Source organism: Microvirga terricola, assembly GCF_011777495.1.
Lineage (GTDB): Bacteria > Pseudomonadota > Alphaproteobacteria > Rhizobiales > Beijerinckiaceae > Microvirga > Microvirga terricola.
Genome location: NZ_JAATJS010000003.1, coordinates 708,068 through 723,584 on the forward strand (window position 1 = coordinate 708,068; position 15,517 = coordinate 723,584).

Here is a 15,517-nt window from a genome sequence, read left to right on the forward strand (position 1 = left end):
ATGACAAAGAGATTGAACAATGCCGTTCTGGCGGAACTTCCGCCGACGGTTCGGCGTCCGGACTACGACCGCTCACGGATCACGACCGGTATCGTTCATCTCGGTGTCGGCGCGTTCCACCGGGCCCATCAGGCCGCCTATACGGACGATGTTCTCGCCAATGATCCACACTGGGGGATCGTTGCCGCGAGCCTGCGCAGTCCTGATACTTCGGACGCACTGGAGCCGCAGGGCGGCCTCTATACGCTCTCTGTTCGTTCAAGTGCGGGAGAGGCGCTGCGCGTCATCGGTTCGATCTCGCGGGTCATCGTCGCACCGCAGGCCTTGGACGATCTTTTGGCCGTCATGAGCGATCCTGCAACGCGGATCGTCTCTTTGACCGTCACCGAGAAGGGCTATTGCCACGATCCGGCGACCGGGCAGCTCAATGAGGGGCATCCCGATATCGAGCACGACCTCGCCAATCCCGCGCAGCCGAAATCGGCGCCCGGCCTGATCGTCGAGGCGCTGCGCCGTCGCCGCGCGGCGGGTGCCGCGCCCTTCACGGTGCTGACCTGCGACAACCTTCCGTCCAATGGCCGCACGGTGAAACGTGTCCTGACCCGTTACGCAGAACTTGTTGATCGCGACCTGGGTCGCTGGGTCGAAAGCGACGTCGCCTGTCCCTCGACGATGGTCGACCGGATCGTTCCTGCTACGACCGACGACGATCGCGAGCGGATCAGCGCGCGCCTTAGTGCAATGGACGCCTGGCCTGTCGTCACCGAGCCCTTCATCCAGTGGGTCATCGAGGACCATTTCCCGCAAGGGCGGCCAGCCTGGGAGAAGGCGGGTGCGGAATTTGTCGCGGACGTCGAGCCTTACGAGCACATGAAGCTCCGGCTTCTTAACGGCAGTCACTCGACGCTCGCCTATCTCGGATACCTTGCCGGATACGAAACCGTTTCCGAAGCGATGGCCGATCCCGCCTATGAGCAACTGATCCGAGGATTGATGGATGAGGAAGTCACGCCGACGCTTCACATGCCGCCGGGCGCCGATCTCGCGTCCTACAAAAGCGCGCTGATCGAGCGCTTCAAGAACCTGGCGCTGAAGCATCGCACTTGGCAGATTGCCATGGATGGATCGCAGAAGCTGCCGCAGCGCCTGCTCGGCACAGTCCGTGACCGGCTGAAAAGTAATGCTTCCATCGATCGGCTCGCTTTGGGCGTCGCGGCGTGGATGCGATATGTCACCGGCATCGGCGAGACGGGCGTTCCCATCGACGTGCGCGATCCGATGGCCGCGCATCTGCGCATCCTCGCCGACCGCGCGGATGACTCTCCGGAGCGGCTAGCGCGCGAGCTTTTTACCGTGCGCGAGATTTTCGGCGACGATCTGCCCGCGGACCCGCGTTTCGTCGAGGCGGTGGTCTCGGCGTTGACACGCCTTTACGAGAAAGGTGCGAAGCGCACCGTCGCCGAGTTCGAGAGCCGCCTCGTCAGCCCTTGATGAACGCCAGAAGATCGGCGTTGAACTCGTCCTGCATCGTCTGGGCGAGCCCGTGCGGGCCGCCCGGATAGATTTTGAGCGCTGCGTTCGGAACGAGCTTGGCGGACAGCATGGCGGAGGCCGCAATCGGCACGATCTGGTCGTCGTCGCCGTGGGCGATCAGGGTCGGCACGTCGAATTTCCGTAGGTCTTCGGTGAAGTCCGTTTCCGAGAACTGCTTGATGCAGTCATAGGCGGCCTTGATGCCGGCCTGCATGCCCTGATGCCAGAACGAGTCCTGAATGCCTTCCGAGATCTTCGCGCCCTCGCGGTTATAGCCGTAGAAGGGAATGGTCAGGTCTTTGAAGAATTGCGACCGATTGTTGAAGACCCCAGCACGGATGCCGTCGAAGGCTTCCATCGGCGTGCCGTTGGGGTTGGTTTCGGTCTTGAGCATCAGAGGCGGGACGGCTCCGAGCAGAACCGCTTTCGCAACGCGGGACGTTCCGTGGCGACCTATGTAGCGCGCGACTTCGCCGCCGCCCGTCGAGTGCCCCACGAGAACCGCGTCGTGTAGGTCTAGCGAGTTGATCAGTTCCGCAAGATCGTCGGCATAGGTGTCCATGTCGTTGCCGTTCCAGGTTTGGTTGGAGCGGCCATGGCCCCGGCGGTCATGGGCGATGACACGATAGCCGTGCATGCCGAAAAACAGCATCTGGCCATCCCAGGCGTCCGCGCTGAGCGGCCAGCCATGCGAGAACACGACGGATTGGCCGGTTCCCCAATCCTTGAAATAGATCTTCGTGCTGTCTTTCGTTTTGAACCTGCTCATCGGTCTGCCCTTTCCCTCGTGTGAACCCGTTCGCCGCGCCCGGCTTGCCCGCGAGAAATAGAGCGAACGGGCGGACGGGCAGGGGGAGGACGATGGGGAAGTAGGGGGAGGCCTGGATGCCCGCGAGTTCCAGGAAAGATAGGCGATAATGAAGGTCGGGACCGATGCACGGACGGAGAATTGCCAAGCTCGACGTTGCTCGCTCGGCTCCATGATCTTGCCTTAATGGCGGGAAAGATTTCGGAACACCAAAGAGGGAGTGACGATCGTGACTCAATGGACTCTGGAAGCCGTTCAATCGCTGGTGGCCCTCGCCAAAGAGGGGGTTCCCGTCTCGGTGATCAGCCTGAAACTGAAACGCTCGGTCGTTGACGTCAGAGCCAAACTGGACGACCTCGGCATTACGCCGCCGGCAGAGGCTTGAGGCGCGCGTCAAAGCCGTTCATTTCCCATCGCCATCCAAAAGGACCTCGCCTCGGTGTCGCGCGCCGAGGCGAAGTCGTCCGTCTCCAGGCGATCTACGTCCGCCTGATCGCCTCACTGCCCGAAGGCATGTGCTCTTCCATTTCTCGCCGGGCTTGAGAGGCCGATGCCGCGAGATCTGCACGCATTGCTTGAGCCTCGGCAAGGGTTGGGCGCACCGTGCCCGTCCGTCCCCCGAACCAGCCCGCCAAGGCGCCGACGATCAACGCGAGTGAGCCGAACAGGGCACCACGAGCAACCGCCTGGGCGGCGGCATCGGCCGCGCGGGTCGCCTCGAGTTTCGCCTGGTCAACCGCCTGGCGATATTGCTGCTCCAGTTGCAGGACACGAGCGCGGGCTAGGTCGTCCGTTATGCTTTGGGCGCGCGCCAAGGCCGCGGCTGCGCGCTCTCGCAGCGCCTGCACCTGTGTCTGGTCGCCGGTGAGCAAGGCGCGCATGGAGGCGATGGCTGCATCGCGAAGCGCGCCGGGATCATTGCCGGCGACCGCTCCACGAATTTGGATCTCGACGGCGTTGAATGGATCCGCCTGCGACAGCGACGGGGCTGCCGCCTGAAGAGCCGTGGCGCCGACGCGGCCCATGCCGCCGAGGGCACTCGTGACGGCGCTGTAGGCTCCGCCGAGCACGCTGCCCGCTGTCGAAGTCAAGAGATAGACGATGACGAGCGTGGTAAGCGCCCAGGCGGTAAGGCCGTGCCACCCACCTGTCGATTCATTCGATTTGCCCGCAAGCCGGCTCGCAGCGTAGCCGCCTGCGAAGGACGCGATGATCCCTGATGCGAGGAACCAGATCCCCGCTCCGATGGAGAGCGACATCGCTGACGGATTTCCGCTCGTGCCTGCACTGGGATTGAGGGTGGAGACGCCAATCCCAATGCCGATGGTGTTGAGCACGAGCTGCGTGACGAGGGCGATGACGACGCCGGCGAAGACTGCGCCCCACGAGATGCGATTGAGCATCATCGTGCGGGCGTCCTCGGCAGCAAGAGCGACAGGACGATCGACCATAACCGCCTCCTGAACAACATGATCCCAAAAGGAACGTGCGCTCTGTAAGCCTGTTCCCCTTCGCTGCTGTGTGGAAAGCGAGCTTGGCGTATCCCGCTGTGGCTCAGTCGGCCCTCGTTTTTCTGCTCAGGAAAAGCACTGGCTCCGCTGCAGATCCGCCTGATCGTCAGCCATCGCTATCGCGAAGTGCATTCGCGTTCTTCAACGTCTCCGAGAGGAATTGGTAGAAGCGGACGGCCGGAAGCACCGCTGCGGCGGATGCCAGCACGATCAGGACCACGATCTGGACAGCGTCGAGATCGCCATAGTTCAACGGCTTGGCGATATCCGCCTGCAGGGAGGCGGATCGCTGGCCAAGGTAGTCGATCGCGCCCTGTTCGCCGACAAAGACCGCGGCGACGACCGCGAGGACGGTCACGGGGATGATCAGCGCTGCGAGGGGATTGTTGACGGCGAATGACAGCGCGCGCCGTTTGAGGCCGGATGAGACTTGTTTCACGAGGCTGCCCCACTGCGATGGTTATGCTTATCCCATCGTCCCTAAGCCGCGTCGCGCGCCCCTGGCAAGCCGCCAGGGGGAGGACATATTGACCGCCCTCGCGCTGCCACCAGGGGTGTAGACGGATTGTCCTAGGGCGGCGGGGCGCTGTGAGCACTATGGTCGCGTCGAGGTGAAGCCGCCACTCTCGTATCAGTCGTAGGGCGTTGTCCCGGTCTCTTTTGCGCCGATGGTTCCGGATCAGGATGGCCGAGACGGGCCCGACCATGACAAGGAGGCTGGATGCGGAGCGAAGAAGTTCCGAGAAGCCATTTGGGGGGCTTAGACCCCCCGTCTGTTCCCCCAAGCCAAAACATGCAACTGCGGCAGGACGGTCGCGGTGAACCAGCGATCCTCTGCCACTTTTTCGACAAGCCAGCGGAAGCCCCGCATGACCGCTTCGGTATCGGCGTCCTCGCTGCCCGCGCCCTCATGCGTCATCAGCGGTGCCGCGTTGCCGACCTGGAGGTAGATCGGCAGCGCCTCGTACCGGCTCGCCACATCGCGTGCGTAGGCGTAGTCGGTTTCGTCGAAGACCACGACCTTGAGGACGCTTTGCGGACCGGTGGCGGCGGCTGCGATGCATTCGTTGAGGGCCTGCCAGTCCGTTGCCATGCCGGAGGAGGGCGGTTTGGGGCTCAGCATGAGCCAGTCGAGGGCGGCGAACCACGGTTGCGGGATGCTGCCTTGTGTTTCGAGCGCGAAGCTATGGCCCCGTTCGCGGCCTTGCGCGATGAGGGGCTCCAGCGGCTGTAGAGCGGGATTGCCGCCAGAGAGCGAGACGAGCACTGGAGTTGAGCCCGACAATCGGTCGACCTCGGCCAGAATGTCGTCTGGGCTCATGAGGGTCCAATCGTCACGAAACTCGGGCAACACGGCGTAGAGCGTGTCGCACCAGCGACAGCGATAATCGCAGCCGCCCGTACGCACGAAAACTGTGGGGCGTCCGATCAGCGGGCCTTCGCCCTGGACCGTCGGACCAAAAATTTCGCTGATGCGGATGCTGCCTTTCATGGGCGATACTCCGCCCATGTCCGTGGGGTCTCGCTGACGCGCACGGCTGCGACCTCGGGCCAGTGCTCGCGGCACCAGTCGAAGAGCCATTTGGCGAGAAACTCGCTGGTCGTGCGGTCATGCCCGAAGACATCGTTGAGGTGACGATGATCGAGATGATCGTCGATGTAGGTCTTAAGCGCGGAGAGTTCGCGATAGTCGCGCACGAAGCCGACCGCATCGAGTTCGGCGGATTGCAGAACGACCTCGACCTCGTAGTTATGGCCGTGATGGCGCGCGCACGGATGCTCCGCCGGCAGGCCGCCGATGACGTGCGAGGCGGAGAACGAAAACCGCTTGGCGATGGTGTACATGGCTCAAGCCCGCTGCCGCGCCTGATGCTCGCGGCACGCTTCGATCCAGTAATCCCGATCTTCGTAAGACGTTGGGTCATCCACGCCTGCGAGATCGAAGGCTTCGCGCCGCTCGACGCAGGTGCCGCAGCGCCCGCAATGGATGGCGCCGCCCTGATAGCAGGACCACGTCTCATCAAAAGGCACGCCGAGGCGCGCGCCTTCGCGGGCGATATCGGCTTTGCTCAGACGCACGAACGGCGTGTAGAGCGCGATGTCGCTCATGCCATCGAGCGCATGGCGCTGCATGGTTTCGAAGGCTTCGATGAAATCGGGCCTGCAATCCGGATAGATGAAGTGATCGCCGCCATGAACGGCGGCTGCGACAGCATCGGCTTTTTCCGCTGCGGCGATGCCGAAAGCGATGACGAGCATGATCGCGTTGCGGTTGGGTACCACGGTCACGCGCATCGTGTCCTCGGCGTAGTGGCCTTCCGGCACAGCTTCGCCGCTGGTCAGGGCCGATCCGGTCAGGAGGCGGCCGACGGCGGAGATGTCGACGATGTCGTGGGGCACGCCGAGGCGCACGGCGCAGGCGTGGGCAAAATCCAGTTCCTTCTTGTGCCGCTGGCCATAATCGAAGGATACTAGGCGCGTGAGCGTGCGCTCCGCCGCGACCTTGTGGGTGAGAGTGACGGAATCCAATCCGCCGGAACAGATGACAAGAGTCTTCACGAGGGCTCCTTGTTTTGACCGGGTAGGCTGCGACCGGACCGGCTGACGTGCCGATGGACGTTGGCGAACAAGCGCCTGCGCGAAGCGCTTGTCAATCGCGCTGACAAATTGTCGCGCTACGACTCGCCGTGGCTGCCGTCGTAGCCGTTGCGGGCGGGCGAGACCCAGCCGATGGGCGCGGCCTTCGGCTTGTAGACCTCGACGAGGAGCGGGTAGCACGCCGCAGCGTCGCTGGAATGCTCGCTGCTGCAATCGCCGCCGGGGCAGGCGGAGAGCGCGCCCAAAAGGTCGATCTCAGCAAAGAATTCCAAAAAGTCGCCGGGCCGAACGGGGCTCGCCTTCATGAAATACTGCCCCGTATCGCGCGTGAAGCCGGTGCACATGAAGACATTGAGCACATCGTGCACCGCAGGCTCGACCGCAGCGAGGGGGCGGTTCAAGCGATGGGCCAGCGCCCGCGTCAGGTTCGAGTGGCAGCAATAGTGATAGTCGTGACCGGAGAGGAGGCGGTGCGTGTAGGGATCGCAGCGTGTGCCGATCACGTCATGCACGGAGCCGCCGTACTCATCGAAGCCATACCAGTCGAGCGTATCCTGCGTGATCGTCGCCATGGGCCGCAGGTAGGGCAGGCACGACCACAGCCGGTCGCCGGTGGAGAGGTGGGTGCCGTGCAGCGCCCGCGTCTTGCCGGAGAAGAAACGCTCGTTGATGTCGTTCAACGACCACAGGTTCAGGTCCCCCACCTGCGGGCCTTCAACGGAGACGATGCGGAAGAAGTGGCCGGCGGGAACCGTGAAGGAGCGCGCATCGCGCGGCGGCACGATGACTTCATCGACCTTCTGCCAGCCGTCGCGCGCAGCGCGATAGGCGGAAAGATCGGGCGGCGCCAGAGAATCCACGGGATAGCAGATGACCGGCGCAACCGTGCGGCGCGCATCGGCATCGAGCGGGCGCGGCGTCTCACCGTTTTCAAGCTTCATGCAACTCTCCAGCAATCTCGCGTGACACTCTACAGAGAAGCAACGGCGCGTGACTAGGCCGTCAGTGGCGCAGGCCGGGAGCCTCCTGACCGGTGCGCGCCACGTATTCCGTGTAGCCGCCGCCATATTGATGGATGCCCTCGGGCGTGAGTTCGAGCACGCGGTTCGAGAGCGCCGCGAGGAAATGGCGGTCGTGCGAGACGAAGAGCATGGTGCCCTCGTAACGCGACAGCGCCTCGATCAACATTTCCTTCGTCGCCATGTCGAGGTGGTTCGTGGGCTCGTCGAGCACGAGGAAATTCGGCGGGTCGTAGAGCATCTTGGCCATGACGAGGCGCGCCTTCTCGCCGCCGGAGAGCACGCGGCATTTCTTCTCCGCGTCATCGCCCGAAAAGCCGAAGCAGCCGGCAAGCGTGCGCAGCGAGCCCTGGCCCGCCTGCGGGAAGGAGTCTTCCAGGAATTGGAACACCGTGCGGTCGCCCTCCAGCACCTCCATGGCGTGCTGCGCGAAATAGCCCATCTTCACGCTGCCGCCGACGGTGACGGTTCCCTGATCAGGCTCGGTCGCGCCGGTGACCAGCTTCAGCAGGGTCGATTTGCCTGCGCCGTTCACGCCCATGACGCACCAGCGCTCCTTGCGGCCGATCATGAAGTCGAGCCCCTCATAGATCGTGCGGCTGCCGTAGCTTTTGTGGACACCTTTCAAGGTCGCTACGTCGTCGCCTGAGCGCGGCGCGGGCAGGAAGTCGAACGCCACGGTCTGCCGACGCCGGGGCGGCTCCACGCGCTCGATCTTTTCGAGCTTCTTGACGCGGCTCTGCACCTGCGCGGCGTGCGAAGCGCGGGCCTTGAAGCGCTCGATGAACTTGATTTCCTTGGCGAGCATCGCCTGCTGCCGCTCGAACTGCGCCTGCTGCTGCTTTTCGTTGAGCGCGCGCTGCTGCTCGTAGAACTCGTAATCGCCGGAATAGGTGGTGAGCGAGCCGCCGTCGATCTCGATGATCTTGTTGACGATGCGGTTCATGAAGGCGCGGTCGTGCGAGGTCATGAGCAGCGCGCCGTCGTAGCCTTTCAGAAACTCTTCAAGCCAGATGAGGCTTTCGAGGTCGAGGTGGTTGCTCGGCTCGTCGAGCAGCATCACGTCGGGACGCATCAGGAGAATGCGGCCGAGAGCGACGCGCATCTTCCAGCCACCGGAGAGCGCGCCCACATCGCCGTCCATCATCTCCTGGCTGAAGCCCAAGCCCGCCAGCACCTCGCGGGCGCGGCCTTCAAGCGAATAGCCGTCGAGTTCCTCATAGCGCGCCTGCACCTCGCCGTAGCGGGCGATGATGTCTTCCATCTCGTCCATCCGGTCCGGGTCCACCATGGCCGCTTCGAGTTCGCGCAGCTCGGCCGCGACCTCGCTCACCGGGCCAGCGCCCTCCATCACCTCGGCGACGGCACTGCGCCCGGCCATTTCGCCCACATCTTGGCTGAAATAGCCGATGGTCACGCCGCGCTCGGTGGAGATCTGGCCCTCGTCGGGCTCCTCCTCCTTGTTGATCATGCGGAAAAGCGTCGTCTTGCCGGCCCCGTTGGGGCCGACCAGCCCGATTTTCTCTTGCCCCTGAAGCGTCGCGGACGCCTCAATGAAAAGGATGCGGGGGCTGTTCTGCTTACTGACGTTTTCGACACGAATCATGAAACTCAAGGCCCGAAGAGAGTGACGGCGGCGGCCTTATGGCACGTGTCGGGCGCGGGGACGAGTGTCAGCTTTGTAGCGGGGGGGTACATTATATCAGGCTGAGAGATGCGGCGAGGGGCGCAAGGGTTTCTGAAACCCTGCTCCGGCCAAAGGTATCAGTGTTCCCCGTCCACGATGCGCGGCAAGGTCGCAAACTGGTGGAATGGGGGCGGCGAGGGCAGTGTCCATTCCAGGGTTCTAGCACCTTCGCCCCAGGGGTTCCCGGCGGCCTGTTCCTTGCGGATGAAGGCATAGATCACGCCGCCGATGAAGACGAGCAGGCCGAACGCGAAGATATAGGCCCCGATGGAGGACACGAGGTTCCAACCGGCGAAGGCATCGGGATAATCCGCAATGCGGCGCGGCATGCCGGAGAGGCCGAGGAAGTGCATCGGGAAGAACAACAGGTTCGAGCCGATGAAGGCGATCCAGAAATGGAGCTTTCCGATCCATTCGGGGATCAGGTAGCCGCTCATTTTGGGGAACCAGTAGTACATGGCGGCGAAGATCGTGAAGACCGAGCCGAGCGACAATACGTAGTGGAAGTGCGCGACGACGTAATAGGTGTCGTGGACGTAGCGGTCCACGCCCGCATTCGCGAGCACGACGCCAGTGACGCCGCCGATGGTGAACAGGAAGATGAAGCCGACGGCCCAGTGCATGGCAGCGGTGAAGCGGATCGAGCCGCCCCACATGGTCGCGATCCAGGAAAAAATCTTCACGCCCGTCGGCACCGCGATCACCATGGTGGCGAACAGGAAATAGGCTTGGGTCTGAAGCGACAGGCCGACCGTGAACATGTGGTGCGCCCACACGATGAACCCGAGCAACCCAATAGCCACCATGGCGTAAGCCATGCCGAGATAGCCGAAGATCGGCTTCAGGGAGAAGGTGGAGATGATGTGGCTGACAATGCCAAATCCCGGCAGGATCATGATGTAAACTTCCGGGTGGCCGAAGAACCAGAACAGGTGTTGGAACAACACCGGATCACCGCCGCCTGATGGATCGAAGAAGGTGGTGCCGAAATTGCGGTCCGTGAGCAGCATGGTGATCGCGCCCGCCAGCACCGGCAGCGAGAGCAGCAGCAGGAACGAGGTCACGAGCATCGCCCAGGCGAAGAGCGGCATCTTGTGCAGCGTCATGCCGGGAGCCCGCATGTTCATGATGGTGGTGATGAAGTTGATCGCGCCCAGGATCGAGGCCGCACCGGCGAGGTGGACGCTGAGAATGCCGAAATCGACGGCGGGGCCCGGGTGGCCGCTGGTCGAGAGCAGGGGGTAGAGCGTCCACCCCGTTCCAGCGCCCAACGACCCAGGCGCGCCCTCGACGAAGAGCGAGCAGATCAGCATCGCGAGAGCCGACACGGTGAGCCAGTATGAAATGTTGTTCATGCGCGGGAAGGCCATGTCCGGCGCGCCGATCATCAACGGAACGAACCAGTTGCCGAAGCCGCCGATGAGGGCCGGCATGACTGTGAAGAACACCATGATGAGGCCGTGGCCCGTCACGATGACATTGAAGGCTTGCGGGTTCGCGAAGATTTGCAGCCCCGGCTGCTGCAACTCCAGCCGCATCAAGATCGAGAAGGTGGCAGCGACAAGGCCCGCGAGAAACGCGGTGATGAGGTAGAGTGTGCCGATATCCTTATGGTTGGTGGAATAGAACCACCGCCGCCAGAAGGTCGGACGGCCGTCGGATACCGCGCCAGCTTCCATTGATGTCATAGCCGGAGCCTCCTTCTCGCGTGGCTCTTACACAGTAGAGCCCTCGACCATCAGAAGAGGACAAACGCAACGAACGCCGACGCACCCACCAAAATCAACGAAACCGGCAGCACCATGACCGACCTCATGTGAGCCTCCTGGCGATGGCGTCGCGGCGCAATGATAGCGGGCCGATAAACTCGGCTGTGCTCCGGTAGGTAGTTCCCGCGCCGGGGAACTCAAGGCTCGGCAGTCGGCAGCCGTATAACCCTTGGGGTTAGGCTACGCCATGATGCTGAGGCCGCCATCGACATAGACCGTCATGCCCGTCAGCCGTCGTGCATAGGGTGTCGCGAGAAAGGCGGTGGTCAGCCCGACATCGTCGATGTCGACCAGTTCGCCGAGCGGTGCGCGCTCGCGAGCCTCGGCGAGAAGCAGGTCGAAATCCTTCAGGCCCGAGGCGGCGCGGGTCTTGAGCGGTCCCGGTGAAACTGCATGGACGGTGATGTGCTTGTCGCCTAACTCATAGGCCAGATAGCGCACGGCGCTTTCCAGCGCGGCTTTCACAGGGCCCATGAGGTTGTAGTTCGGCACCACCTTGTTGGCGCCGTAATAGCTCATGGCGATGAGCGTGCCGCCCTTCGTCATCAGGGGCTCGGCCAGTCGCGCCATGCGGATGAAGGAGTGACAGGAAATGTCGATCGCGACCCTGAACCCCTCGGCGGAGCTATCCACGAGCCGCCCCTGAAGATCGGCCTTCGGTGCGAAGGCGATGGAGTGGAGCGCGACGTCGAGAGTGCCCCATTCGGCATTGATGCGTTCGAACAAGGCTTCGAGATCGCCTTCCTTCGCGACATTGCAGGGGGCGACAATCGACGCGCCGAGACACTCGGCGAGCGGTTCCACGAAAGGCCGGGCCCTGTCATCGAGATAGGTGACGGCGAGGTCGGCGCCGAGCCTGCGAAACACCTTCGCGCAGCCGAAGGCGATGGAGTTCTCATTGGCGATGCCGAGAACCAGTGCGCGGCGGCCCTGGAGAATCTTTTGATCCAAAGGCAGGAGTTGGTCGAGTTCCGCCGTGTCGTTCATTGCCGGGCCCTCGCGCGCGCGTCACTCCGGCTGCGGCGGCGGTTCTCTCGCTCCTGCGGTCGCGGAGGCACGGCGGCTCTCGCGCGGGTTCTGTCTTCGCCGCCGAGGCGTTGCCGGAACTCCTCAAGCAATGCCCTTTGGCCCGGCGTCATTTCGATCCGGGTTGCGACATTGTCGAAGATCGCAAGGGCGCTTTTGCGGTCATCCGCCCTGCGCAGAAGCTTGGTCAGGCCCGTCAGGGCTCGTTCCGGCTCGTAGTCGACGATGTGGGACTGTGTCCGGATGACTTTGCGCGCCTCGTCCTCCGGAATGGCTAGGAGGCCGACATCGTGTCCGACAAGCTCGCGGACCTGTTTTATCGTGGAGAGCCTGCGCTGCTCCGGGCCGATCTTTCTCAGCAGCAAGGCCATCCGGACGATGGCCTCCATGCGCCCACCCTCGTCGATGTGGGACAAAGCTTCCTGAACACTCTTGCTTGCCCGCAGAGACTCTTTCGCGGGGAGGAGGGCGGGAGCCGCCTCCGCTTCGGCGATGCTCAATGGAGCATAGGTTGAAAAGAACACGGCCTCGACGGAGGCATCGCGCAGATCCCTGAACAGATCCCAGCTCGCCGACGTCATGGTCGCGAGCCAGTGTTCCCATGCGGCGGAAGGGCCGGTTTCCTGGCGCGGCGCTCGACCGGCTTTGGCGAATTCCGCCCAAGGCGCGAGAGGCGCAAGGAATGGATTGAGATCAGACAATGCCCACCGCTGGACTCTGAGCGGATGCATGCGCCGCGCAAGTTGAGCCGCGGCCGGGCTCACCATTGGCGCGATCAGGGGATGCACGAGCTGCTCGTAGAGGGACGAGTTCATTTGTGAGGCTTGAGTGACTGCCTCGAACGGAACCTCATCCTTGCGGTGATATTTCTGCAGGGCCTGCAAGTCCTCGACCCGCCGCTCCCTCAAGATGATGTCGTACTGCAAGTGGCCGTCGGCCCGCACGTCCTCGATCTGCATGCCATAGAGGCCGGGAGGCAGCGTTTCGATGTAGTCGATGAGATCGACGATCTGAGCGTGCTCACGTTTGGCGATGCGGCCCGAGACGAAAATGCCCAGATGCCCGACGTTTTCATGCATCAGGCCGACGATGACCTGCCCGTTGGCCTTGAGCGCTTCCGTCGTCGGGTAGAGGTCCGCGACCCAGTTGAAGGCTTGCTGGGGCGGCGTGATGTTGTCGCCGAGCGACGCGAAGAGAATGATGGGCGACTTGATGTCCCTGAGATCGTAGGTCCGCCCTTCCGACCATTCCGCCTGTCCTGAAGCCAGTTTGTTGCCGACGAACAGGTTTTCGACGATCCATTTGATCTCGTCCCGCGCCATGAGGAAGAAGCCGCCCCACCAGCGCTCGAACTCCAGGAAGCGTTCGGGCTCCGTGTCGATCTTCGAGAACAGGGTGTAGTACTTGCCGAAGAAGGTGTTCGCGGGATTGAGATACTCGAAATTGTCGACGAGATAGGCCCCGTCGAACAAGCCGCCGCCGAGATCGCTCGCGAGTAGCGCGGGCCAACTGCCGCCCAAAATCCCGCCTGCGTAGCGCATGGGATTCTCGCCGTCGTTGCCGGCCCAATAGGACATCGGCGCGCCGTTGATGACGATGGGGCCGGGGAGGTCCGGGTCGAGCGCGCCGGCGAGCATGGCCGCCCAACCGCCCTGACAATTGCCGACCACCACGGGTTTGTGCGTCTCGGGGTGGCGCGCTCTCACGATCTGGAGGAACTTCGTCTCTGCGCGGGAAACATCGGCCAGGGTTTGTCCCGGCATGGGCTCGGGAAAGAAGATGACGAAGTAAACCGGATGTCCGGCTTCCATCGCGACGCCGACCTCCGAGTCTTGCTTGAAGCCACCGATGCCGGGGCCATGGCCTGCACGCGGATCGATGATGACGAACGGACGCTTGTTGGGGTCGATGCGCGTGCCCGGCGGCGGCACGATGCGGACAAGGGCATAATTGGCCGGTCGCTCGAATTCGCGCGCATCGGCCACCACCTCCCAATCGAAGTGGAGGAGGGGCGGCTTCCCCTCCTTCTCATGCTCCAGCCAGTTGTTGCCGCGTTGGCGCAGCGTGTCCCAAAACAGAACCGAGCGCTGGTTGAAGTCGATCCAGTAGGAACTCACGTCGCGCCAGAGATCGAGCGCGTTCTGCGGAGGCGCCGCCGCTTCTGACCAAGCCTGCATCGCGGCGCTCGCCGTCTCTCCGAAAGACTGAAACGCCGTCTGGCATCTATCCTGAAAAACCTCCGCGATCTTGGCGCGAACTTGAGGCATTTCGGGATGAGCTAGGCCCGACAGACGGGAATGCAACATGTCCGATCTCCGTGTCGTATCGTTGAAAGTCTCCAGGTGCTCAACCGGCGACGGCGGGAGCCGCTTGCCGTGCCGCGCTCAGCACCCGTTTCATCTGCTGCGCGACGACGAGCTCCTCGTTGGTTGGGATGATCCACGCGCTGGGGGCTGAACTCGCGGAGATGCGCGGCTCGTTGCGGCTATTGGCGGAAGCATCCAGCTCAAACCCGGCCCAGGAGAGGCCTGCGATCACGGCGGCACGGGTCGCGGCGTCATTCTCGCCAATGCCAGCCGTAAAGACGAGCCCGTCGATGCCTCCGAGCGCCGCGATCAGAGAGCCGATCTCGCGCGTGATGCGATAGGCGAAAAGGTCGATGGCGCGTTGCGCATCGGGATTCTTCTGTGCGTGAGCGCGCAGGGTCCGCATGTCGTTGGAGAGCCCCGAGACGCCGAGGAGACCCGATTGCGTATAGAGGATGCGCTCGGCCGCTTCCGCGCTGAAGTTCATCTCGCGAAGCATGTAGAACACGACGCCAGGGTCGAGCGCGCCGCATCGGGTTCCCATCGGCAGACCGTCGAGGGCGGAGAAGCCCATGGTCGTGGCGATGCTCTTGCCCTTGTTCAACGCGCACAGGCTCGCGCCATTGCCGAGATGAGCGACGATAACGCGACCCGCTTTCAGGACGGGGTCATAGTCGCCCAATACGGAGGAGATGTGTTCATAAGAGAGTCCGTGAAAGCCGTAGCGCAGCACGCCACTCTCGGTGAGTTCCTTGGGGATCGCGAAGAGCTGGGCGATGAGCGGCTGGCTGCGATGGAAAGCCGTGTCGAAACACGCGACCTGCGGAATGTCGGGCATCCGTCGGCGCAGAATGCGGATGGGTTTCAGATTATGCGGCTGGTGGAGGGGCGCAAGCGCCTCGAGCGTTGTGAGATCGTCCAGAATGGCGTCGTCATCCACGAGGACCGGGCGGTCAAAAAATCTCCCGCCATGGACCACGCGATGCCCGACCGCTCCGAGTCTGTACTCGCCACGGGATGTCTGCATCCATGTGACCAGCTCGACCAGGGCCTCCTCATGGCCGAAGGCCTCGCCATCGTCCCAGGTCTTGTCCGCCACGATGGCGCCGTCGCAATCCTTCACGAGGAAATGTGGCGACGTGCCGATGCCTTCGACCATTCCCCGATAAATCACCTTCGGTTTCATGTCGGAGGGATCGAAGATCTGGAATTTGAGGCTCGACGAGCCCGCGTTGAGGACGACAAAGACCGGAATCATCG

The 15,517-nt window shown here is 63.1% G+C and carries 14 protein-coding genes; 2 read left to right on the forward strand and 12 right to left on the reverse strand.

The features are described 5' to 3' along the window. On the forward strand, positions 1-1,491 hold the full coding sequence (locus HB375_RS11760; protein WP_167673160.1) for a mannitol dehydrogenase family protein: 1,491 nt from the start codon (positions 1-3) through the stop codon (positions 1,489-1,491). Here HB375_RS11760 and HB375_RS11765 read toward each other — a convergent pair. Next, complete coding sequence (locus tag HB375_RS11765) at positions 1,481-2,302, reverse strand: alpha/beta fold hydrolase (RefSeq protein ID WP_167673161.1); 822 nt, start codon at positions 2,300-2,302, stop codon at positions 1,481-1,483. The genes HB375_RS11760 and HB375_RS11765 overlap by 11 nt on opposite strands. Positions 2,303-2,561: 259 nt before the next feature. Between HB375_RS11765 and HB375_RS11770 the strand changes: the two genes are divergently transcribed. Next, positions 2,562-2,726, forward strand: a complete 165-nt coding sequence (locus tag HB375_RS11770) for a hypothetical protein (RefSeq protein ID WP_167673162.1) — start codon at positions 2,562-2,564, stop codon at positions 2,724-2,726. A gap of 94 nt (positions 2,727-2,820) precedes the next feature. On the opposite strand, the gene HB375_RS11775 is transcribed toward HB375_RS11770, so the two are convergent. The 11 genes from HB375_RS11775 to HB375_RS11825 form a co-directional block, all read right to left on the reverse strand. Beyond that, positions 2,821-3,792 carry a PhnA-like protein gene (locus HB375_RS11775; RefSeq protein ID WP_246728448.1) on the reverse strand — a complete coding sequence of 324 codons (972 nt, stop codon included), beginning with the start codon at positions 3,790-3,792 and terminating at the stop codon, positions 2,821-2,823. Positions 3,793-3,958: 166 nt separating this feature from the next. Beyond that, a complete protein-coding gene (locus HB375_RS11780; RefSeq protein WP_167673163.1) occupies positions 3,959-4,291 on the reverse strand; it encodes a hypothetical protein in 333 nt (110 codons plus the stop codon). Between the two features lie 321 nt (positions 4,292-4,612). Further along, positions 4,613-5,362, reverse strand: a complete 750-nt coding sequence (gene queE / locus HB375_RS11785) for a 7-carboxy-7-deazaguanine synthase QueE (protein ID WP_167673164.1) — start codon at positions 5,360-5,362, stop codon at positions 4,613-4,615. After that, positions 5,341-5,697 carry a 6-carboxytetrahydropterin synthase QueD gene (gene queD / locus HB375_RS11790; protein WP_167673165.1) on the reverse strand — a complete coding sequence of 119 codons (357 nt, stop codon included), beginning with the start codon at positions 5,695-5,697 and terminating at the stop codon, positions 5,341-5,343. Before queD ends, queE begins: the two co-directional genes overlap by 22 nt. Before the next feature lie 3 nt (positions 5,698-5,700). Beyond that, a complete protein-coding gene (queC, locus tag HB375_RS11795) occupies positions 5,701-6,411 on the reverse strand; it encodes a 7-cyano-7-deazaguanine synthase QueC (protein ID WP_167673166.1) in 711 nt (236 codons plus the stop codon). Positions 6,412-6,527: 116 nt separating this feature from the next. Next, a complete protein-coding gene (locus tag HB375_RS11800) occupies positions 6,528-7,391 on the reverse strand; it encodes an urea carboxylase-associated family protein (protein ID WP_167673167.1) in 864 nt (287 codons plus the stop codon). Positions 7,392-7,452: 61 nt separating this feature from the next. Beyond that, complete coding sequence (locus tag HB375_RS11805; RefSeq protein ID WP_167673168.1) at positions 7,453-9,075, reverse strand: ABC-F family ATP-binding cassette domain-containing protein; 1,623 nt, start codon at positions 9,073-9,075, stop codon at positions 7,453-7,455. 158 nt (positions 9,076-9,233) lie between these two features. Continuing rightward, entirely contained in the window at positions 9,234-10,835 is a 1,602-nt protein-coding gene (gene ctaD / locus HB375_RS11810) for a cytochrome c oxidase subunit I (RefSeq protein WP_425515174.1), read from the reverse strand. A 270-nt stretch (positions 10,836-11,105) separates the two neighbouring features. Continuing rightward, positions 11,106-11,912 carry an enoyl-ACP reductase FabI gene (gene fabI, locus HB375_RS11815; RefSeq protein ID WP_167673170.1) on the reverse strand — a complete coding sequence of 269 codons (807 nt, stop codon included), beginning with the start codon at positions 11,910-11,912 and terminating at the stop codon, positions 11,106-11,108. Continuing rightward, positions 11,909-14,257 (reverse strand): DUF3141 domain-containing protein, encoded by a 2,349-nt coding sequence (locus tag HB375_RS11820; RefSeq protein WP_167673172.1) that lies wholly within the window; start codon positions 14,255-14,257, stop codon positions 11,909-11,911. The genes fabI and HB375_RS11820 overlap by 4 nt, the downstream gene beginning before the upstream one ends. Positions 14,258-14,297: 40 nt before the next feature. Then, the gene (locus HB375_RS11825; RefSeq protein WP_167673173.1) at positions 14,298-15,515 is read right to left on the reverse strand and encodes an acetate/propionate family kinase; all 1,218 of its coding nucleotides are present in this window, start codon (positions 15,513-15,515) and stop codon (positions 14,298-14,300) included. Positions 15,516-15,517 lie beyond the last annotated feature (2 nt).